Here is a 21616-nt window from a genome sequence, read left to right as displayed (position 1 = left end):
GATGACGCGGACGTGGGCAGTATCTATTTGATTCGACATGGCCAGGCCTCCTTTGGTGCAGACGACTATGACGTCCTGTCGCCGACCGGTGTTCGCCAGGCAGAAGTCCTCGGCCAGCATCTCGCCGGGCTGGGTATCCGCTTTGATCGCTGCCTCTCGGGCGACCTGCGCCGCCAGCAGCATACTGCCAGCAGTGCGCTGGAACAGTTCGCTGCCGCAGGCTTGCCGGCACCGATCGTGGAAACCGATTCTGCCTTCAATGAATTCGATGCCGATGCGGTGATCCGTGCGCTGCTGCCGGCCATGCTCGACGACGAACCCGAAGCGCTGGAAATCCTGCGCAACGCCGCGCAAAACCGTGCCGAATTCCAGCGTATTTTCGCTCTGATCATCGAGCGCTGGCTCGCCGGCACGTATGACACCCCGGGCCTTGAAAGCTGGCTGGGTTTTGTCGAGCGGGTGCAGGCCGGCCTGCACCGGATACTCGAAAGCGCCGACAATACACAGAAAATCGCCGTGTTCACCTCCGGCGGCACCATCACCGCCCTGCTCCACCTCATTACGCAAATGCCGGCGAAGCAGGCCTTTGAACTTAACTGGCAAATCGTCAACACCTCGCTCAACCAACTGAAATTCCGTGGTCGCGAGGTGGCACTGGCTTCTTTCAACAGTCATGCGCACCTGCAGCTGTTGAAAGCCCCGGAACTCATCACGTTTCGCTGAGTCCGGACTATTGTGACCCTGGCTGTAATCACCCAGCTCTAATTACCCAAGAAAGGATCGAACCATGACCTCCGTAGCTGATGCCGTACAAGCAATGAAAGCCAAGTTCAACCCAGCCGCTGCTGCCGGTCTGGACCTGGTCTTCGGTTTCCGCATCGACGACACCAAGAACTTCTCGCTGATCATCAAGGACAGCACCTGCGAGCTGAAAGAAGGCGAAAACCCGGACGCCCAGGTCACTCTGGTGATGGACGGCGAAACCCTGGAAGGCATCGTTGACGGTTCGACCGACGGCATGCAGGCGTTCATGGGCGGCAAGCTGCGCGCTGAAGGCGACATGATGCTGGCCATGAAACTGTCCGAGCTGTTCCCAAGCTAAGACGGCGGTTCCCGCGTTCGGGAGCCTCTCTGGTTGCAAACGAATCCCGCCCCTTGTGGCGGGATTCGTCGTTTTTCACCTTTGGAAAAACGCCCTCTGCAGATTTGCGGTCTATATTCCTTCTGGCCGCATGCGTCAGACATCGGCTGTTCAATCCGATCATTTTTGCGGAGAACACTGCCATGCCCCCACCTGAGGACCACGAAGGTTTCAACCGCCGACGTGTATTGCAAGGCCTTTCGGCAGGTGCCGTTGGTGCCTGGATCAGCCCGCTGTTCGCAGGGAGTAAAACCATGCCAGATACCCCGGCCGACCTCATTCTGTACAACGGACGCCTGCACACCGTCGATCGCAAGAAACCCCAGGCCAGTGCCGTCGCCATCAAGGACGGGCGCTTCGTGGTGGTCGGTAGCGACGCGCAGGCCATGGCGCTGCAAGGACCGGGCACGCAAATCATCGACCTCCACGGTCGCACGGTGATTCCCGGTCTCAACGACTCGCATCTGCACCTGATCCGTGGCGGTTTGAACTACAACCTCGAATTGCGTTGGGAAGGCGTGCCGTCGCTGGTCGATGCCTTGCGCATGCTCAAGGATCAGGCCGACCGTACACCCACGCCGCAATGGGTGCGGGTCGTCGGTGGCTGGAACGAGTTCCAGTTCGCCGAAAAACGCCTGCCCACGATTGATGAACTGAACAAGGCCGCACCAGACACACCGGTGTTCGTGCTGCACCTCTACGATCGCGCCCTGCTCAACCGCGCCGCCTTGAAAGTGGTCGGCTACACCCGCGATACGCCGAACCCGCCAGGCGGTGAAATCCAGCGCGACGCCAATGGCGACCCGACCGGCATGCTGATCGCCCGCCCCAATGCGATGATTCTTTACTCGACGCTGGCCAAGGGACCGAAACTGCCGCTGGAGTATCAGGTCAACTCGACCCGGCAATTCATGCGCGAACTCAATCGCCTCGGTGTCACCAGCGCCATCGACGCCGGCGGCGGTTATCAGAATTACCCGGACGACTATCAGGTCATTCAGCAACTGGCCAAGGACCAACAGCTGACGGTGCGCATCGCCTACAACCTGTTCACCCAGAAACCCAAGGAAGAACTGACCGACTTCAAGAACTGGACCAGCACTTCCCACTATGGCCAGGGCGACGATTTCCTGCGGCACAACGGTGCCGGGGAAATGCTGGTGTTTTCGGCGGCGGATTTCGAAGACTTTCTCGAACCCCGTCCGGACCTGCCGCAAACCATGGAACAGGAACTGGAACCGGTGGTTCGCCACCTCGTCGAGCAACGCTGGCCGTTCCGTCTGCACGCCACCTATAACGAATCCATCAGCCGCATGCTCGATGTCTTCGAGAAGGTCAATCGCGATATTCCGTTCGACGGTTTGCCATGGTTTTTCGATCATGCCGAAACCATCACGCCACAGAACATCGAGCGGGTCAAAGCCTTGGGCGGCGGGATTGCGATCCAGGACCGCATGGCCTTCCAGGGCGAGTACTTTGTCGACCGCTACGGCGCCAAGGCCGCCGAGCACACGCCACCGATCGCGCGGATGCTCGCCGAGGGCGTTCCTGTCGGCGCCGGCACCGATGCCACGCGGGTGTCGAGCTACAACCCCTGGACCTCAATGTATTGGCTGGTCAGTGGCCGCACCGTCGGTGGTCTGGAGCTGTATCCGCAAGGTTTGAGTCGCGACACCGCACTGGAATTGTTCACCCACGGCAGTGCCTGGTTTTCTTCCGAGCAAGGCAAGAAGGGCCAGATCAAGGTCGGGCAACTGGCGGATTTGATTGCGCTGTCGGCGGACTATTTCCATATTGAGGATGAAGCGGTCAAATGGATCGAGTCGGTGCTGACGATTGTCGACGGCAAGATTGTCTACGGCACCGCCGAGTTCGAGAAGCTCGGACCGCCGCCCGTGCCGGTGGTGCCGGAATGGTCACCGGTGGTTAATGTGCCGGGGCATTGGAGACCGCTGGCACCGATGACGGCACAGGTTCATCAATGCGTCGGGGCTTGTGCGGTGCATGCTCACAGCCATGAACGGGCGCGATTGTCTTCGGCACCGGTCAGTGACTTTCAGGGATTCTGGGGAGCGTTTGGCTGTTCGTGTTTTGCGTTTTGAGCTGGACGGCTGAAGAGCGCTTCTCCCGGTTCGTGGGAATTCACCGGCGGTGTACATATCCGTTGCTGCGGTAACGGATATGTACCCCCTCAACAAACCCAACAAACGCGCACCAAACGAGTCCGCGTGTATCCGTTTACAATGCCCGAATCTCCCGCACCGGCCTCCCCATGGACATCGATCTCGCCCGTACCTTCCTGGAAATCGTCCGCCACGGCAGCCTCGCCGCCGCAGCGGAAAAACTCCACGTCACCCAGACTGCGATCACCGCACGTGTACAGAAACTCGAAAACCAGCTGGGCAGCACGCTGTTCGTGCGTAACCGCGCCGGTGCTCGTCTGACTCCGAACGGCGAAGCCTTTGTGGTCTACGCCAATCAGCTGGTCGAAACCTGGGAAGCCGCGCGCCGGGACTTGCCGTTACCTGAGGGATACCACGACGTACTGCACATCGGCGGCGAAGTCAGTCTGTGCAACCCGTTGATGCTCAGTTGGGCCGCCGAACTGCGGGAGAAGATCCCCGGGCACGCGCTGCGCATGGAGATCCGCGACGGCGAAAATCTGCTGCGTCAACTGGAACTGGGGGTGCTGGACGCGGCGCTGGTCTATCAGCCCGAATATTGGCCGCGCCTGCAAGTCGAGCAGATACTGGAAGAGAAACTGATTCTGGTTCGTCTGGCCGGAAAGTCTGATCCCTACGTGTACATCGACTGGGGGCAGGACTTCCGTCGGCAGCATGATGCCGCGTTACCGGAGAAAGCCAAGGCGGCGCTGAGCTTCAACCTCGGCCCCCTGGCCTTGCAATACATTCTGGAAAACGGCGGCAGTGGCTACTTTCGTACTCGAGTGGTGCAGAGTTACCTGGAAAGCGGTGTGCTGGAACAAGTGCCGAAAGCTCCGGAATTCAGCTACCCGACCTATCTGGTTTACTCCCGCGACCGTGACTCGGCCACCCTGCAACACGCCTTCGACCTGCTGCGCGAAGTCATCCAGACCGACGATGACTGGTCGCAACGCTGGAACCCGCTGACCTGAGTCCGCTTTACACCGGAACATGGCATTTGTGTCCCCTGGCTTTGGCCCGCCGGAAACGGCGGGATCGTCTAATCTGCTGGGACAACAATAACCACAGGTGAACGCAGTGAGGCAGACCACCGAGGCTTTTCGCAGCCGCTATCGCGCGGACATTCATCCACGCTACAACCCCTGGCTGCACGGCGGGTTTGTGCTGCTGTTCGGCTTGCTGGCCATCGGTGCATTCTGGAACACCGTGCATCAGGTGCTGCCGCTGGAATGGCTCGCCGTGCCACTGACGTTGTTGTTCTTCAACTTCGGCGTGTACGCCGTGCATCGTCACCTTGGGCATCACAAGAAAAGCTTCGCACGGATGTTCTATGCCCGCCATGCCGGTGATCATCACAGCTTCTTCGCTCCCGGACACATGACGTATGACAGCGCCCGCGACTGGCGGGTGATCCTGTTTCCAGCCTGGCTGATCGTGGTGCATACGCTCGTCATCACCCTGCCCGTCTGGTGGCTGCTGGCGCAGTTCGATGCCAACGTTGCCGGCCTGGTCGGCGGCTGCCTGGTCCTCGGTTACCTGACCTATGAAGTGTTCCACGCCTGCGAGCACCTGCCGCCCTCAAACCCGGTGACACGCTGGCCATGGATCCGCCAGATGCGCCGCCTGCACGAACTGCATCACCGTCGGGAGTTGATGCAGGAACGCAACTTCAACATCGTTTTTCCACTGACGGACTACCTGTTCGGCACCCTGTATTGGGAGCCCGAACCCACGCACCTGCACCCGACGAGAACGCCCATGACCCGTATGCAGCATCAGATCACTATCGCCGGCAACCCGATTGACGTACTCGCCTACGCCAGCACCGTGACCCGTTGGCCGGAGTGGCACCCGTCGTCGCTCAAGGTCAAGGGCCAAGGCGGGCCGCTGCATGCAGGGTCACGCTTCGAAGAAGACATCCGGGCCGGCGGGCGCGAGGGCCATTTGAGCTGGGCAGTGAACGAGTATTTGCCCGGTCGTCGCTGGAGCGCTCGCGCCCAGGGCGATCATGGCTTGTCGTTGGTAGTGACTTACGAATGCGAGGCCGAGGGCGACGGCACCCGTTTTGTCCGCACTCTGGAATACCAGTTCAGCGGCCTTGGAATGCGCATCGCCAACCGTCTATTGCTGAAGCGGCGCATCGATCATGAATCGGCCGCCTCGATGCTGGCCTTGCGCGAAATGGCCCGCAAGCACCTGGCCCCGGCAGGAGTCACGGTGTGAGTCGAACCGTCGCGTTTCGCCGTGTCGTGTTGCTGGTGATCGTGGTCATTGCCGCGTTCCTGCTGCTGATGCCGACCAAAGTGCAACCCGTGGCCTGGACGCCGCCACCGGCGCCGTCTCTCACCAGTGGGCCGTACGCCGACAATCAACGTCTCAAAGGCGTGGAGCGTGTGGGCGCCGAGGATATCGATGGGCCGGAAGCCTTGCTGCTGGAGGACAACGTGCTCATTACCGGCCTGCATGACGGTCGGCTGATTCGCACCAGCCTCGACGGCAAGGTCACCAAAGTGCTGGCCGACACCGGCGGCCGGCCGTTGGGCCTGGCCCGTCACCCCAATGGTTTGCTGGTAATCGCTGACGGGATCAAGGGCTTGCTGTCGCTGGATGCCCAGGGGCGGTTGATCGCCCTGTCCACCGCAGCGAATGGCGTGGACTTCGGGTTCACCGACGACGTGGTCATCGACAAGTCCGGGCACTACGCCTATTTCAGTGATGCTTCCAGCCGCTTCGGATACGGCCACGACGGCGAGGCGATCATCGAGCACGGCGGCGATGGTCGCTTGCTGCGCTATGACTTCCAGACCGGCAAAACGGCAGTCCTGCTGGACAAACTGGAGTTTGCCAACGGCGTGACCCTGGGACCGGACGAGGCGTTTGTGCTGGTCAACGAAACCGGCGCCTATCGCATCAGTCGATACTGGCTCAGCGGTCCGAAGGCCGGCACCCACGACCTGTTTATCGACAACCTGCCAGGCCTGCCGGACAACCTCGCATTCAATGGCAGGGACCGTTTCTGGGTGGCACTGTATGCCCCGCGCAACGCACTGCTCGACGCCACTGCAGCATATCCCTTCGTGCGCAAGATGATCGTGCGGGCGATGACCGTCCTGCCCAAACCGGTAGAGAAACGCGGGTTTGCCTTGGGGCTGGATGTCGAGGGCAAGGTGATTGCCAATCTGCAGGACGGCAGCCGCGACAACTACTCACCGATCACCACGGTGCGTGAGTATGGGGAGTGGTTGTATTTCGGGTCGTTGAAGGCCAGACATATGGTGCGGTTGCCGTTGAGCAAGGCCTTGCAGTAAACCTGTGGGAGCGGGTTTGCCCGCTCCCACAGGACAGGTGTCAGGTCAAATCAACGCGGATCCATCTCGCCATCGCGCACCGCATTATCGGTTTCTTCACGCACGCGTTCCGGGTCGAGGCCGGTGCCGTCGTCCTGATCCATCGGGATGGCGCCTTCGTTGTTCGGCAGTTCGTCGATACCCGGTTCATCTTCAGGGTTGACGGTGGTGCGCCCGGGGCTCAAGGGCTCGGGACGGGTGGGGATGGGGTCGTAGCCGCCCTGCTCTTCGCTCGGGAATTTTGGGTCATTCATTGGGCACCTCGCATGGAGCCGTAAAGTCGGACTCTGATCATTCGAGGTGCCGGGATTTATCACCGTTCCAATTTTTCAGCCACCGGTCGTCGGTGGCTGAAGCGACACGTCAGGACGGTGCCTGAAGTTGTTGGACGATCTTGTCCTTGAACTGCAAGCGCTTCTCCTTGAGCTTCTTCAGAGCCTCATCACTGGGCGCATCCGATTGGGCGGTTTCAGCCTTTACCACCTCGGCGTCCGCCTGCGAATACTTGTTGATCAGTGAATCCAGTAACGGATCCTTGGTGCGTTTTTGCTGGACATCTTCCTTTGACAGTTTCAAATCCGCATAAAGGTCGTGTGGCACCGGCATGGAACACCTCCGTTTGTTGATCGGTGGCAAACGCGATCGATTGCGCTCACCAACTATCAGAATGGCCTCGGTTGGCGCGTTCTGTCGACCGCCTATCAGACCAGCGGTGTCCGTTCGTCGTCCTTTTGCAAGGCCGATTAAACCTTTTCCCGCCCGTCGGCCTCCACAGATTAACGATCACCTGATCGCCCATGAAAACCTGTGTGGAGAAAACCAATGGACGGATTCAACCTGCGCCACCTCACTTTGGCCGTAGCCTTGAGCACCAGCATGGGCGCGGCGTTCGCGGCCACTTCAAACGATTTCGTCGACAAGGCCGCCGCCGGCGGTATCGCCGAGATCGAAACCAGCCGGCTCGCCCTGGAAAAAAGCGCCTCGGCCGACGTCAAGGAATTCGCCAACATGATGATCACCGATCATTCCAAGGCGAACGATGAACTGGCGACCATCGCGAAGAAACACGACATCGAGGTGCCTGACACCACGACACTGGTGAAGCAGGCCAAGGAAAAGATTCTTGATATGCGTGACGAATCGTTCGACGCCGCGTACGCCAACAATCAGGTCAAGGCGCACGAAGACACCATCGAACTGTTCAAGAAAGAAGCCAACACCGTGACCGACGACAAAGTCAAAGGCGCCACGGAACTGAAAGCTTTCGCACAGAAAATGTTGCCGGGCCTGGAAAAGCACCTGGATGCGGCGAAAAAACTGCAAGCTGCCCATCCGAGCAAATAACGCGCACCAAATAAAAAGACCGCCTCCATGATCCATGGAGGCGGTCTTTTTTTGCGCCAGTAGCCGGTACTAGCCGCCGTCGGTATCGATGTCGGCGTCCGTCTCCTCGCCAGGTTTCGGGCGATCCGGATGCGGCTTGAAGCCCGGGCTGAACTCATTGTCGTTGTCGGTGTGACGATTCTTCTGGTCAACCGCTTTATCGGCACTTTCCGGTTCGGCGGTTGTAGCGTTTTCCTCAAGCTCACGTTGATCGGTCATATGCACCTCGTTCATCACTGGCAATGCGCGGCTGAAACACCGGCCTTGTAAATTCGAAGCTTTGCCGAAGGCATCGTTCCATTGGATCGACCACCGATTCTGCGGGAGTTGCGGAGGCGGCGATCTTTTGATTCATTCTCAGCCAAGCAACCGAGCCAAAAACGGCGCCGTCCGGCTTTTTTTGTTCTTGGCGACTTTCTGCGGCGTCCCTGCCACGACAATCCTGCCACCCTGATCCCCTGCCCCCGGTCCGATGTCGATCACCCAGTCACTCTGCGCCACCACGCGCATTTCATGTTCGACGACAATCACCGTGTGCCCCGCCGTCACCAGCGTATTCAGTTGTTCGAGCAAGCGATCGACGTCCCGCGGATGCAACCCGGTGGTGGGCTCATCAAGCACATACAGGGTTGCGCCGCGCTGGTTGCGTTGCAGTTCGGTAGCCAGTTTGATCCGTTGGGCCTCGCCGCCGGACAACTCGGTCGCCGGCTGCCCGAGACGCAGATAACCCAGACCGATATCCCGCAGCACTTCCAGCGAGCGACGGATGCCCGGTTGCTCAACAAACACCTCGACCGCTTCGTCCACCGTCAACTGCAACACCTGGGCAATGTTCAACCCCTGCCAGGTAATCGCCAGCGTTTCGGGGTTGTAGCGTGCACCGTGGCAAGTCGGACATGGCGCGTAGACGCTGGGCATGAACAGCAACTCGACGCTGACAAAACCCTCGCCTTCGCAGGTCGGGCAGCGGCCCTTGGCGACGTTGAAGGAGAACTGGCCGGCGTCATAGCCTTTGGCCTGCGCCTCGGCTGTCGCGGCGTACAACTTGCGTACATTGTCGAACAGCCCGGTGTAGGTCGCCAGGTTGGAGCGCGGCGTGCGGCCGATGGGTTTCTGATCGACTTGCACCAGACGCTTGATCGATTCCAGCCCTGCGCTGACCTGGCCGCCACTGACTTGCGGCGCATCGTCTTCCAGGCTCAGTTCCTCGGGTTCGCTGTCACTCGCGCCACGCCCGAGATGTGCGCCCACCAGTTCCAGCAGTGCCTGGCTGACCAGGCTTGATTTACCGGACCCCGAAACGCCGGTCACCGAAGTGAAGCAGCCCAGCGGAAACTCGACGCTGAGATTACTCAGGTTGTTGCGGGTGATGCCTTCCAGCCGTAGCCAATCGGTCGGCTTGCGGCTGGTTTGCGGCTGACGGACCTGATCGGCGAACAGGTACGCGCGCGTCTGCGAGTTCGTCACGTCGACCAGCCCCTGCGGCGGCCCGCTGTACAGGATACGACCGCCATGCTCCCCCGCCGCCGGGCCCACATCGATCAGCCAGTCGGCGCGGCGCATGGTTTCCAGGTCATGCTCGACCACAAACAAGGTATTGCCCGCGGCTTTCAGGCGCTGCAAGGCTTCGAACAGCGCTTCGCCATCCGCCGGGTGCAAACCGGCCGACGGTTCGTCCAGCACGTAAATCACCCCGAACAGCTGTGAGCCCAGTTGTGTCGCCAGGCGCAAGCGTTGCAACTCACCGGACGACAGCGTCGGCGTGCTGCGCTCCAGCGCCAGGTAACCGAGCCCCAGATCGGTCAGCGTGCTGACCCGCTCCAGCAGATCCTGAGCGATACGCTGCGCGGCCAGGCGTTTTTCCACCGACAGGTTGGGCGTGTGGCGCACATCCGGCGCGTTGGCGTGGCCACTGGCGCCGTGGGCCACTCGCTCCTCACGGGCTTCGCGGGTCTGGTCGTGGGTCAAGACCTCGCCCGCCACATCGGCCTGTTCGAGGTAACTGTGCGCCGCCACCGGCTTCAACACTTCAGCCACTTGCAGCAACGGCATTTGCGACAACTCGCCGATGTCGTAACCGGCGAACGTCACCGACAACGCCTCGCGTTTGAGCCGTTTGCCGTCGCACACCGGGCACGGGCTGCCGAGCATGAATTGCGAGACACGCTTCTTCATCAGCGCACTTTGCGAATGACTGAAGGTGTGCAGGATGTAGCGCCGGGCACCGGTGAAGGTGCCCTGGTAACTCGGCTCCATGTTGCGCTTGAGGGCGACTCGGGTTTCTTCGGGTGTGAGCCCGGCATACACGGGAACGGTCGGGGTTTCTTCGGTGAAGAGAATCCAGTCGCGCTGCTTTTTCGGCAGGTCGCGCCAGGGTTTGTCGACGTCGTAGCCCATGGTCACGAGGATGTCCCGCAGGTTCTGCCCCTGCCACGCCGTGGGCCAGGAAGCGACCGCGCGCTGGCGAATGGTCAGGCTCGGGTCCGGGACCATCAGGGCTTCGGTGACTTCATACACCCGCCCCAAACCATGACATTCCGGGCAAGCGCCTTGGGGTGTGTTGGGCGAAAAGTCTTCGGCGTACAGCATCGGCTGCCCCGGCGGATAACTGCCGGCGCGGGAGTACAGCATGCGGATCAGGCTCGACAACGTGGTCACGCTGCCTACCGAAGACCGCGTGCTCGGCGTGCCCCGCTGTTGTTGCAAGGCGACCGCGGGTGGCAGGCCTTCGATGGAGTCGACGTCCGGCACACCGACCTGATCGATCAGGCGCCGCGCATACGGCGCCACGGACTCGAAATAGCGCCGCTGCGCTTCGGCGTACAGGGTCGAAAAGGCCAGGGACGACTTCCCGGAGCCGGATACGCCGGTGAACACCACCAGCGCATCACGCGGGATATCGACGTCGACGTTCTTGAGGTTGTGTTCACGGGCGCCGCGCACTCTGACCATGCCGGAAGGAGGATTGGAGGTGCGCTTGGAGGTCATGGGGTGCCTTGAATGTTGTTTGCGAGCGGATGGACGCGATTCAGAATGTAGAAGCTGCCGGAGGCTGCGATCTTTTTATTTTTCTTTGGCGCGACGTCTAAGATCGAAAGATCGCAGCCTTCGGCAGCACCTGCAGGTTCCGGGGTTAGCCATTGAGGACCGTGCGGACCATCCGGGTCAATGCCTCGGGGCTATAGGGTTTGCTCAGCAAATACGTGTCGGGGCTGAGTTGGTGATTGCGCGAAATAATGTCACGGGTGTGGCCGGACGTGAACAGCACGGCCACCGGTGGCGTCTGCACTTTGGCCCAGGCCGCCAGATCCGAACTTTTGATCAGCCCGGGCATGACCACATCGGTGAAGATCAGCTCCACCGCCAGGCCGTCCAGCAACATCTGCATGGCGGCATCGCCGTTGGCAGCCGTCAGGACTTGATAGCCTTCTTCACGCAACAACTCCACTGCCGAGCTGCGCACCGCTTCATTGTCCTCGACCACCAGGATGGTTTCGTGGCCGCCGCGTTGCGGTGTGTCATGGTGCACCGTATCACTGAGCAGAGGCCGCAGGCTTCGCGGGAAATACAGCTGCACCCGAGTGCCCTGCCCCTCGACGCTGGACATCTCGATGTGCCCGCCACTCTGTTTGACGAAACCGAACACCATGCTCAGCCCCAACCCCGTGCCCTGGCCATCGGCCTTGGTGGTGAAAAACGGTTCGAATGCTTGCGCGAGCACTTGCGGCGACATGCCGACGCCCGTATCGGCCACGGCGACACGGACATAATCGCCCGCCGAAATCCCCTTGCCTGCGCAGAACTGGCGGTCGAGTGCGACGTTCTCGGCGCTCAGTTCGATGGTCCCTTCACCCTGCATGGCGTCGCGGGCATTGATGGCCAGATTGAGAATCGCGTTTTCCAGTTGATTGCGATCGACGTTGATGTACCAGGACGCTCGGGGCAGGCGCACATCTATCTGGATGGTTTCGCCCAATGCCCGTTGTAACAGCTCGCCAAGGCCTTCGAAGATTTGCCGTGGGTCGCACACCGCTGGCGACAGCGGCTGTCGGCGGGCGAACGCGAGCAATTGCGAGGACAGCTTCGAGCCACGCTCCACCGCCGCAATCGATGCGCTGACCCGGCGCTGCACGTTGGCATTGTCCGGCTCATGCCGTGCCAGCAAGTGCAGGTTGCCGGCGATCACCTGCAGCAGGTTATTGAAGTCATGGGCCACGCCCCCCGTAAGTCCGCCGATAGCTTCGAGTTTCTGTGACTGGCGTAGCTGCTCTTCTGCCGCCATCCGCGCTCCGACTTCATCGGCTATGCGCTGCTCCAGGTTTCGGGTGAACTTGAGCAGGGATTCTTCGGCGGTCTTGCGTTCGTGGATGTCGATCAACACCCCGGGAAAGCGGAATGGTTCGCCTTGCTCATCGAACTCGCAGCAACCACTGGCTTGCACCCACAGATAACTGCCGTCGGGGCGCACTACACGATATTCGGCATTGAAGGGCTCGCCGGTGGTCACGGATTTATTGACCTGCTCGTTGACCCAGCTGCGGTCGTCGGGGTGGATCCGCGCTTCAGCAAAGTCCGTTGGCAAGTCGCCGAGGTTGTGCCCGGCCGGATAGGAAAAGGTCCGGGCAAAGCGTTCATCGCCGGAGAGCAGATTGCCCTTGATGTCCCAGACGAACGAGCCGAGCAAGGCACCGGCATTCAACGCCAGGCGCACTCGCTCATTGTCGGCGCGGTAGGCATCTTCGGCTTCCTGGCGGCGGCGCTCGGAAATCACATGGTCAGTGGTGTCGACCACCATCGCCATGACACCGGCCGGCGTTCCCTCGTCATTGGCCACCGGGCTGTAATAGAGATCCAGCCAGACGTCTTCGGGGACGCCGTCGCGCAACAGCACCAGCTCTTTGTTGTGATAGGACAAGGTCCCGCCGGCCAGGCAGGTATCGACCACATGCCGGTTGAACTCGGCGACTTCCGGCCAGCCCAATTCCACCGGAGCGCCCAACAGATAAGGATGTCGGCCACCGGCGAACGACGAGTACGCATCGTTATAGATCATGTAGCCGGGGCGGCCCCACAGCATCACCATCGGCAGTGGCGAGGCGAGTAGCAGTTGCACCGAGCTGCACAGACTGGCGGGCCAGGTGTCGATACTCCCCAGCTCGGTCACGCTCCAGTCGAACGCGCGGATGCGTCCGGCCATTTCGCCGTCCCATCCGGCACACCCGTGGCTATCGTCTAGAAACTGCATCGACTGATTCTGAGTCCTGTGATTGGCGCCCGTTTGTTTCGAGCATCGCGGCTGCCAATGGTTTCATAGAGATTAGCTGATTCTTGCGGCAATCCGTGGCAGCTACAGATCCCTGTGGGAGCGTCAGATTCAAGATGGGTGGCTACACCTCGATCAGGTGCTTGAGCGGATGGTAGCCAGTTTTCAAGGTGGCGGCGACGTCGAGGATCGCCTTCTCGATGCCATTCAAATGCATGCAGGTCAGTTCGATCGCAGCGCTCTGGTTGCCGGCCTCGATGTACTCGATCAGGCGCAGGTGCTCATCGTCGCGACAGGCCTCGTGGCTGTCGTCATCCAGCGCGGCGGCGTACAGCGAGGCGCGGGAAATCAGCTTCTGGAACCAGTCCAGCAACACCGGGTTGTTCAGGCTTCGCGCGAGTTTGATGTGGAATTCGCCGAGTAGATGAATCAGCCGTTCGTGGTCGCCACTGCGGTGTGCTTCATCCTCCAGCAGCAGGTGATCACGCAGGTCCTGGGTCACCGCGGTATCACGCCGGCGACAGAGTTCGCTGACGATGCCGATCTCTATCAAGCGCCGCGTTTCGAACAACGAACGAATCTCTTCGTCGCTGGGCAGCGACACCGACGCACCTTTGTTGGGCTCGGTGGTGACCAGGCCGTCCGCTTCCAGTTGCTTGAGCGCGGCACGAACCGACGTGCGGCTGACATTGAAAAGTTCGGCCAGCGACGCTTCGCCGAGCTTCATGCCGGGACGCAACGAACGTTTGCTGATCGCCTCGTAAACCCCTTGGTAGACGCGGTCGACCGTGGTCTCGAGTTTTTTGTCGGTCATTCGAACACTCCCTTAGCGCTAAACAACCGGCCCCAGGCGAATGAGCAGCCTTTGAAAAAGGGGGTTGCACGAGCAGATTAATCCGGTTATTTGTAGATTGCATCCAGATATTGCATACAATAATTAGAGGATTGCACCATTATGGGTCAACCAATCGCCATCGAAGTGCGTAACGTTTCCAAGCGGTATTTCGACGATCCGGGGCTGGCTCCCGCCCTCGACAACGTTTCAGTCGACATTGCCGACAACGAATTCTTCACCCTGCTCGGTCCTTCCGGCTGCGGCAAAACCACCTTGCTGCGCACCATCGCCGGTTTCGAACACGTCAGCGAGGGCGACATTCGTCTCGCGGGCGAGCCGGTCAATGATTTGCCGCCGTTCAAGCGCCGGGTCAACACCGTCTTCCAGAGTTACGCACTGTTTCCGCATATGACTGTCGCGCAGAATATCGCCTTCGGCCTCGAGATGCAGGGCCTGGATCACAAGGTTATTCCTCAGCGCGTCGATGAGATGCTGGCGCTGGTGCAGATGCAACACCTGGCCAGGCGCAAACCCGCCGAATTGTCCGGCGGTCAGCAACAACGCGTGGCCCTGGCCCGGGCGTTGGCGCCGAAGCCCAAAGTGCTGTTGCTGGATGAACCCCTGTCGGCGCTGGACCTCAAGCTGCGTAAAGAGATGCAGGTCGAGCTCAAGCGCGTGCAGAAGGAAGCCGGGATCACCTTCATTTTCGTCACCCACGATCAGGAAGAAGCCCTGACCTTGTCCGATCGCATTGCCGTGATGTCCGCCGGCAAGATCCTGCAGATCGGCACGCCCAACGATATCTACGAACGGCCGCAGCATCAGTTCGTCGCGCAGTTCATCGGCGACATCAATTTCCTGCCCGGCCACCTCAAGCGCGGCCTGCAGAACGAAAAACTTTTCGTGCCCAGCGGCATGCCGGTGGAAATCCCCTGCCCGGACCAGGGCTTCGACGGCAGCAACGTGCAACTGGCGTTCCGCCCGGAGCGTTCGCAACTGGTTGAACCGGAACAACCGCATCACCTTCGCGGCGTGATCGAAGCGGTGTTGTATGTCGGCACCGCGACCCTCTACCAATGCCGCTTGAACAACGACATCAAGGTCATGCTGCGCGAAAACAACGAAGGCCTGAACCGCGGCCGGGTGGTCGGTGATCGCATCGCGGTCAACCTGCCGCCCCACGCCTGCCTGTTGATGGAGGCCTGAGATGAGCGTCAGCAGCACTTCTCCCGCTCTCAACCGCGCGCTGTTGCTCAGCCCGGTGGTGTTGACCTTGCTCGCGCTGATCGCCATCCCACTGGGCATCATGGGCTACATCAGCCTGCTGCCGCGCAACGTGTATGGCGGTGTCGACTGGCAGGCCGACTGGCAATTGCAAAGCTACGTGCAGCTGTTTTTCCAGGAAGGTTTCGACGGTGAACTGGAACCGAACTGGGTCTATGCCCAGGCGTTGTTGCGCTCGGTGTTCCAGGCCGGCGGCACGACGTTGCTGTGCTTCCTGTTCGGCTTTCCGGTGGCGTTGTGGATGTCGAGCCTGACCCCGCGCCGGCGCAACCTCATGGTCCTGCTGATCACCATTCCGTTCTGGACCAACCTGCTGATCCGCAACTACGCGTGGCTGATCATCCTGCGCGAACACGGCTGGGTTGCCCAGAGCCTCAACGCGCTGTTCCCGCAGGCGGGCGGCATCACCCTGCTCTACAACGACTTCGCCGTCAGCGTCGGGCTGGTTTACAGCTTCCTGCCGTTCATGATTCTGCCGATCTACTCGACCCTGGAAAAACTCGACTGGCGTCTGGTGGAAGCCGCCTACGACCTCGGCGCCAATCGCTGGCACGCACTGAAGCGGATCATCCTGCCGCTGTCGATGCCCGGCGTGATTGCCGGTGCGTTGCTGGTGTTCGTGCCGAGCCTCGGCGCCTTCATCACCCCGGCGATTCTCGGCGGCGGCAAGACGCTGATGATCGGCAACCTGATCCAGCAACAGTTCGGCACCGCCCGCAACTGGCCGCTGGGCAGTTCGCTGTCGTTCCTGTTGCTGGGGATTCTGCTGCTGTCCCTGGTGCTGTACGCCCTTTATAGCCGCAGCGCTGCCAAAACGCTTCGTCGGGGAGCCACCGCATGATCGCCCTGCACCTGAAAAAACTGCCGCTGACCCGCGAAGTCAGCCTGCTGATCCTGGCGTATCTGTACGTGCCGATCCTGGTGTTGATTGCTTATAGCTTCAACGCCAATCGCTCGGCGACGGTATGGACCGAGTTTTCGTTCGCCTGGTACGGGCGGATTCTGGCCAACCCGTCGATCCAGACCGCCGCGCTGAACTCGATCATCGTCGCCAGCATCGCCACGGTTTGTGCCACGGCCATTGCGCTGCTCGCGGCGCTGGCGACTTACCGGCCGTTCTACGGGCAGAAAATGGTCGAGGGCGGGATCAACCTGCCGCTGATCCTGCCGGAGATCGTCACCGCCGTGGCCACGTTGCTGCTGTTCATGGCGCTGGGGATCAAGCTCGGTTTGCTGACGGTGATCATCGCGCACATCGGCTTCTGCATTCCCTTCGCTTACCTGCCGATCCGCGCGCGGTTGAATGACCTGGACAAAAGCCTGCTGGAAGCGGCGAACGATTTGTACGCCAACCCGTGGCAGGTGTTCCGCCGGGTGACGTTGCCGTTGTTGTGGCCGGCGGTGTTATCCGGTTCGGTACTGGCGTTCGTGGTCAGCCTCGACGATTTCATCATGACTTTCTTTGTGGCCGGTCCCGGTTCGACGACGTTACCGGTGTACATCTTCTCGGCGATCAAGGCCGGCGTGACGCCGGAGATCAACGCGATCTCGACCCTGATGCTGGTGATTTCCATCGTGCTGGTGGTGCTGGCCTTCTGGCTGGGACAGCGCGGCAAAAACCAATAATCCTGGAGCGTTCTTTTATGAAAACAAAAAGCATGCGTTACGGTGTCGCCGGTCTGGCCCTCAGTTGCTTCACTGCGTTCAGCGTTCAGGCCGCCGAGCCCAAGGAACTGTTCTTCTACAACTGGACCGATTACTACCCCGTGGACTTGCTGGCCAAGTTCGAAAAGGAGACCGGCATCAAGGTCACCATGGACGGCTACGACAGCAACGAAACCCTGCTCGCCAAGTTGCAGGCCGGCGGCGCGGCGTATGACGTGATCGTGCCGTCGCAGTCGATCATGCGCACGCTGATCAATCAGGACCTGCTGCTGGAAATCGACGCGTCGACCCTGCCCAATTTCAAACACGTCAAACCAGCGTTTCGCGACCCGAGCTTCGACCCTGGCCGCAAGTTCTCGGCGCCGTATCTGTGGGGAACCACCGGGTTTTCCTATGACAGCGCACGCGTGCCCGGCGGCAAACTCGACGACTCGTGGAAAGAGTTCTTCGAACCGCGCAAGGAACTGCAGGGGCAACTCGCCGCCCTCGATACGTCCAGCAGCGTGATCAATGCCGCCAGCCACTACCTGAACGTCGACGAGTGCAGCGAAAACCCCCAGGACGCCAAGCGCATTCTGGAGCTGCTGCAAAAGCAGAAGCCGTTCCTGAAGATGTACAGCTCGGACAACACCGTCGACCGCATGGCCTCCGGCGAAGTGATCATGATGCAGAACTGGAACGGCTCCACCGCCCGCGCCACCTTGCAGAAGAGCACGATCAAATACGTGTATCCGAAGGAAGGCCTGGCGATGTTCCAGGACAACTTCGCCGTGCCAAAAAGCGCCCCGCACCCCGGCAACGCGAAGATCTTCATCGACTGGATGATGAAACCGGAAAACGCCGCCGCCGTGTCCAACGCCATCGCCTATGACAACGGCATTCAGAGCGACAAGCTGATCGACGCCAAATGGCGGGTCATGGATGCGATCAACATGCCCGACGAGTTCGCCTCGAGCCTGCGCCCCGAGAAAGAGTGCAGCAACAAGGCGCGGGCGCTGCAGGACCGAATCTGGTCGAAGCTCAAGGGCTGACTTAACACCGAGTCGCGGCCATCGCTGGCAGGCCAGCTCCCACAGGCGTTTTGTGAACGCCGCAGATCCAATGTGGGAGCTGGCCTGCCAGCGATGAGGCCCTGACACACAACACAGAATCAGAGGTTTGAAATGACCCAACCCCGCTGGCTGCGCAACGTGCGCCCCTACGGCTCCACCGCCGAAGACCTGCTGATCGAAAACGGCCTGTTCAAACAGCGCCGCCCGGCATCGTCCGCGGCCCTGACCGCCACCGACATCGACGGCCAGAACCAACTGCTCACCCCGGCCCTGGTGGAAAGCCACGTCCACCTCGACAAAACCCTCTGGGGCCAACCCTGGCGCCCGAACAGCGCCGGGCCGACGCTCAAGGATTACATCACCAACGAGCGCCGCGTGCTGCGTGACGTGAAGAGTCCCATCGCCGAACGCGCCGGCGCCCTGCTGGAAAACTGCATCGCTCGCGGCTCCCTGACCATGCGTTGCCACGTCGACATCGACCCGGACTTCGGTTTGCGCCATGTCGAAGCCATGCAACAACTGCGCGAACGCTACCGCGACCTGATCGACCTGCAACTGGTGGTGTTCCCGCAAACCGGTCTGATCAGCCGTCCCGGCACCGCCGGACTGATGCGCGAAGCCATGGCCCTGGGCGTGGAAAACGTCGGTGGCCTCGACCCCTGCGGCATCGACAACGACCCCGTCGCCCAGCTCGATTTCGTGTTCAAACTGGCCAGCGAATTCGACCGTGGTGTCGACATTCACCTGCACGACAAAGGTGAACTGGGGCTTTGGCAGATCGCGCTGATCGCCGATTACACCGAGCATTACGGGCGTCATGGACGGGTAATGATCAGCCATGCGTATTGCCTCGGAATGCTGCCGTGGAGTCAGGTCAAACCGGTGGCCGAACGACTGGCGGCGCTGGGGATTTCGTTGATGAGTTCGGCTCCCGCTGATTGCGCGGTGCCGCCGTTCCTGGCATTGCGCGAGGCCGGGGTGAATGTGTGCCTGGGTTCGGACGGTATTCGTGACGCCTGGTCACCCATGGGCAACGGCGACATGCTGGAACGGGCGATGCTGCTGGCGTTTCGTTTCGACCTGAACAAGGACGAGGAACTCGCGGCGGCGTTTGCAGCGGCGACCGTGAATGGCGCGCTGGCGCTGGGCTGTGAAGATTTTGGCGTGGAGACCGGTCAACCGGCGGACTTCCTGCTGATGCCGGTGCAGACGCTGGGTGAAGCGGTGGTTTCGCGGCCCGTGCGCCAGGTTTACCGGCGCGGCGAGCTGATTGCCTCCAGCGGCCGACTGCTGGAAAGCCGTTTGTGAAGCGCATTGGCCTGAAAAGCAGCTGCGTGGTCGGTTTCGACGGCACGCAGCATGTGCTGTGGCGCGACGGCGAAGTGGTGTTCGAAGGCTCGCGGATTGTGTTTGTCGGGCGTGATTACCCGGGGCCGGTGGATCAGTGGATCGATTACGGCAACGCGCTGATCGGCCCCGGTTTCATCGACCTGGATGCACTCGGCGACCTCGATTCCACGGTGCTGACGCTGGACAACGGCGATGAGCGCGACATGGGCCGGATGTGGTCCGAAGACTATCTGGCCGCCGGTCCACGGGAGAGTTACACCGCGGATGAAGAAGTCTTCAAGTACCGCTACGCCTTCACGCAGTTGATCCGAAATGGCATCACCACCGCCATGCCGATCACCTCGATGTACTACCGCGAGTGGGCCGAGACCTACGACGAATTTGCTGCGGTGGCCGGTGTGGCCGCCGAGCTTGGACTGCGGACTTACCTTGGCCCCTGCTACATGAGCGGCATGAGTTACTGGCGCGCCGATGGAAGCCTTGGGCATCACTGGGATGAAGCACGGGGCATGGCCGGGCTCGACGCGGCGGTGCGGTTTTTCGAGGATTTTGACAGTTCACATGACGGTCTGATTCGTGGCGCGCTGCTGCCGGATCGCGTCCAGACCTGCACCCCGGCGCTGCTGCATCGCACCGCCGCGCTGAGCCATGAGCTGAAAGCGCCGATGCGTTTGCATTGCTGTCAGGGCCTTGGCGAAGTGGCGATGGTTGAGCAGTTGCGCGGTGTTTCGCCGCTGGCGTGGCTGGAGCAGTTGGGTCTGCTGACGCCGCGCAGCCTGCTGCCCCACGGCATCTACACCCACGGTGATGAAGACCTGCAACGGGTGGTGCATGGCGGCGCGAGCCTGGTGCATTGCCCGGTGGTGTTTACCCGGGACGGCGAGGCACTGAACTCGTTCGGGCGCTATCGGGCCAAGGGCATCAACTTTGCGCTGGGCACTGACACCTGGCCGGCGGATGTGCTGGAGAACATGCGTCAGGGGTTGAACATCGCTCGTTTGATGGAGGGCGGTGGTTCGCTGACCAGCACGCTGGATATGTACAACGCAGCCACCCTCGGCGGGGCCAAGGCGCTGGGGCGTGATGATCTCGGCCGACTGGCGCCGGGGTGCAAGGCCGACATCACGGTGTTCAGTCTTCGCGGCCTGCATTTGGGGCCGCTGTTCGATCCGCTGAAGAACCTGGTGCTGGCCGGGCGCGGTGACGACTGCATCGCCAGTTTCATTGATGGCCGCTGCGTGATGCAGGACGGTCAGGTTCAAGGCATCGACTACCCCGACCTGCAACGCCAGGCCCAACGACAATTCGAAACACTGATGCGCAGCCACAGCGATCGGGCGTTTGGCCAACCGGACTGGAAAACCCTGTTCAAACCGGCCATCCCGTTCGCCGACGACTACAGCGCACACGCGCCGCTGAGCGCAATGGATCCCCTTCTCTAGAGATTTCTGCCCATGCAAAGCTTCGACTTCCGCACCCTGAGTGCGCGGGACAAATACAAGATTCTGATCGGCAGCGTGGTGCCTCGCCCTATCGCCCTGGTCACCACGATTGATGGCGAAGGACGAATCAACGCCGCACCGTTCAGCTTCTTCAATGCGCTGTCGGCCGACCCGCCGATCCTCGCACTGGGCGTGGAAAACTACGGCGACCAAAGCCCCAAGGACACCACCCGCAATATCCAGCTCAATCAGGAATTCACCGTCAACATCGTCAGCGATGCGCTGGTGGAAGCCATGAACGTCTGCGCCGTGCCCTTTGCCCCCGGCTTCGACGAACTGACCGCCGCCGGCCTCACGGCCATTCCCGGAACCACCGTGAAATGCCCTCGCATCGGCGAGGCGCCCGTTGCACTGGAGTGCCGACGAATGATGGCGCTGTCCATCGGGCAGTCTCGGGAGATCATCTTCGGCGAAGTGCTGATGGCCCATGTGCGAGACGAACTGATTGACCCGAAAACCCTGTACATCGATCAACTGGGACTCGATGCGATCGGGCGGATGGGTGGGCATGGGTATGCGCGTACCCGGGATTATTTCGACTTGCCGACCCGCTCGTTGCAGGCGTGGACGGATGCACCGGGGGGTGGCGAGCGGTTTTGGCCTGTTTCCAAGTAAGCAGCCGCCACACA

At 61.0% G+C, this 21616-nt stretch carries 20 protein-coding genes; 14 read left to right on the top strand and 6 right to left on the bottom strand.

Annotated features, from left to right (window positions below):
- The first annotated feature begins 12 nt into the window (after positions 1–12).
- The 6 genes from B723_RS19165 to B723_RS19140 all read left to right on the top strand — a co-directional run bounded on the left by B723_RS19165 (position 13) and on the right by B723_RS19140 (position 6614).
- On the top strand, positions 13–723 hold the full coding sequence (locus tag B723_RS19165) for a histidine phosphatase family protein (protein WP_017339180.1): 711 nt from the start codon (positions 13–15) through the stop codon (positions 721–723).
- A gap of 64 nt (positions 724–787) precedes the next feature.
- Positions 788–1102: an SCP2 sterol-binding domain-containing protein gene (locus tag B723_RS19160; protein ID WP_017339181.1), complete on the top strand. Its 315-nt coding sequence runs from the start codon at positions 788–790 to the stop codon at positions 1100–1102.
- A gap of 293 nt (positions 1103–1395) precedes the next feature.
- Positions 1396–3243, top strand: a complete 1848-nt coding sequence (locus B723_RS19155; RefSeq protein ID WP_031318973.1) for an amidohydrolase — start codon at positions 1396–1398, stop codon at positions 3241–3243.
- 170 nt (positions 3244–3413) lie between these two features.
- Positions 3414–4277 (top strand): LysR family transcriptional regulator, encoded by an 864-nt coding sequence (locus tag B723_RS19150; protein WP_017339183.1) that lies wholly within the window; start codon positions 3414–3416, stop codon positions 4275–4277.
- Between the two features lie 106 nt (positions 4278–4383).
- A complete protein-coding gene (locus tag B723_RS19145; protein WP_052909696.1) occupies positions 4384–5529 on the top strand; it encodes a sterol desaturase/SRPBCC family protein in 1146 nt (381 codons plus the stop codon).
- Positions 5526–6614: an SMP-30/gluconolactonase/LRE family protein gene (locus tag B723_RS19140; protein ID WP_017339185.1), complete on the top strand. Its 1089-nt coding sequence runs from the start codon at positions 5526–5528 to the stop codon at positions 6612–6614. The genes B723_RS19145 and B723_RS19140 overlap by 4 nt, the downstream gene beginning before the upstream one ends.
- A gap of 50 nt (positions 6615–6664) precedes the next feature.
- On the opposite strand, the gene B723_RS19135 is transcribed toward B723_RS19140, so the two are convergent.
- Positions 6665–6907, bottom strand: coding sequence for a hypothetical protein (locus B723_RS19135; protein WP_017339186.1), 243 nt, complete (start codon positions 6905–6907; stop codon positions 6665–6667).
- A gap of 109 nt (positions 6908–7016) precedes the next feature.
- Complete coding sequence (locus B723_RS19130) at positions 7017–7259, bottom strand: DUF465 domain-containing protein (RefSeq protein ID WP_017339187.1); 243 nt, start codon at positions 7257–7259, stop codon at positions 7017–7019.
- Between the two features lie 216 nt (positions 7260–7475).
- On the opposite strand from B723_RS19130, the gene B723_RS19125 reads away from it, so the two are divergent.
- On the top strand, positions 7476–7997 hold the full coding sequence (locus B723_RS19125; protein ID WP_017339188.1) for a DUF4142 domain-containing protein: 522 nt from the start codon (positions 7476–7478) through the stop codon (positions 7995–7997).
- Positions 7998–8066: 69 nt separating this feature from the next.
- Here B723_RS19125 and B723_RS19120 read toward each other — a convergent pair whose 3' ends face one another.
- The 4 genes from B723_RS19120 to B723_RS19105 all read right to left on the bottom strand — a co-directional run bounded on the left by B723_RS19120 (position 8067) and on the right by B723_RS19105 (position 14113).
- Positions 8067–8255 carry a hypothetical protein gene (locus tag B723_RS19120; protein WP_017339189.1) on the bottom strand — a complete coding sequence of 63 codons (189 nt, stop codon included), beginning with the start codon at positions 8253–8255 and terminating at the stop codon, positions 8067–8069.
- Between the two features lie 138 nt (positions 8256–8393).
- The gene (gene uvrA, locus B723_RS19115; protein ID WP_017339190.1) at positions 8394–11024 is read right to left on the bottom strand and encodes an excinuclease ABC subunit UvrA; all 2631 of its coding nucleotides are present in this window, start codon (positions 11022–11024) and stop codon (positions 8394–8396) included.
- Between the two features lie 145 nt (positions 11025–11169).
- Positions 11170–13281 carry a hybrid sensor histidine kinase/response regulator gene (locus B723_RS19110; protein WP_031318974.1) on the bottom strand — a complete coding sequence of 704 codons (2112 nt, stop codon included), beginning with the start codon at positions 13279–13281 and terminating at the stop codon, positions 11170–11172.
- 142 nt (positions 13282–13423) lie between these two features.
- On the bottom strand, positions 13424–14113 hold the full coding sequence (locus B723_RS19105) for a GntR family transcriptional regulator (protein ID WP_010460977.1): 690 nt from the start codon (positions 14111–14113) through the stop codon (positions 13424–13426).
- Between the two features lie 141 nt (positions 14114–14254).
- On the opposite strand from B723_RS19105, the gene B723_RS19100 reads away from it, so the two are divergent.
- The 7 genes from B723_RS19100 to B723_RS19070 all read left to right on the top strand — a co-directional run bounded on the left by B723_RS19100 (position 14255) and on the right by B723_RS19070 (position 21602).
- The gene (locus B723_RS19100) at positions 14255–15340 is read left to right on the top strand and encodes an ABC transporter ATP-binding protein (protein WP_017339192.1); all 1086 of its coding nucleotides are present in this window, start codon (positions 14255–14257) and stop codon (positions 15338–15340) included.
- Between the two features lies 1 nt (position 15341).
- Positions 15342–16259, top strand: a complete 918-nt coding sequence (locus B723_RS19095) for an ABC transporter permease (protein ID WP_017339193.1) — start codon at positions 15342–15344, stop codon at positions 16257–16259.
- The gene (locus tag B723_RS19090; protein WP_017339194.1) at positions 16256–17044 is read left to right on the top strand and encodes an ABC transporter permease; all 789 of its coding nucleotides are present in this window, start codon (positions 16256–16258) and stop codon (positions 17042–17044) included. The genes B723_RS19095 and B723_RS19090 overlap by 4 nt, the downstream gene beginning before the upstream one ends.
- Positions 17045–17061: 17 nt before the next feature.
- Positions 17062–18114 carry an extracellular solute-binding protein gene (locus B723_RS19085; RefSeq protein WP_017339195.1) on the top strand — a complete coding sequence of 351 codons (1053 nt, stop codon included), beginning with the start codon at positions 17062–17064 and terminating at the stop codon, positions 18112–18114.
- A gap of 132 nt (positions 18115–18246) precedes the next feature.
- A complete protein-coding gene (locus tag B723_RS19080; RefSeq protein ID WP_017339196.1) occupies positions 18247–19443 on the top strand; it encodes an amidohydrolase family protein in 1197 nt (398 codons plus the stop codon).
- Positions 19440–20927: an amidohydrolase family protein gene (locus B723_RS19075; protein ID WP_017339197.1), complete on the top strand. Its 1488-nt coding sequence runs from the start codon at positions 19440–19442 to the stop codon at positions 20925–20927. The genes B723_RS19080 and B723_RS19075 overlap by 4 nt, the downstream gene beginning before the upstream one ends.
- 12 nt (positions 20928–20939) lie before the next feature.
- Positions 20940–21602, top strand: coding sequence for a flavin reductase family protein (locus B723_RS19070; protein WP_017339198.1), 663 nt, complete (start codon positions 20940–20942; stop codon positions 21600–21602).
- Positions 21603–21616 lie beyond the last annotated feature (14 nt).

It is taken from the genome of Pseudomonas fluorescens NCIMB 11764, assembly GCF_000293885.2.
GTDB lineage: Bacteria > Pseudomonadota > Gammaproteobacteria > Pseudomonadales > Pseudomonadaceae > Aquipseudomonas > Aquipseudomonas fluorescens_B.
The sequence above is the reverse complement of the archived record's forward strand: the minus strand, read 5'-3'. Positions and strand labels throughout refer to the sequence as shown.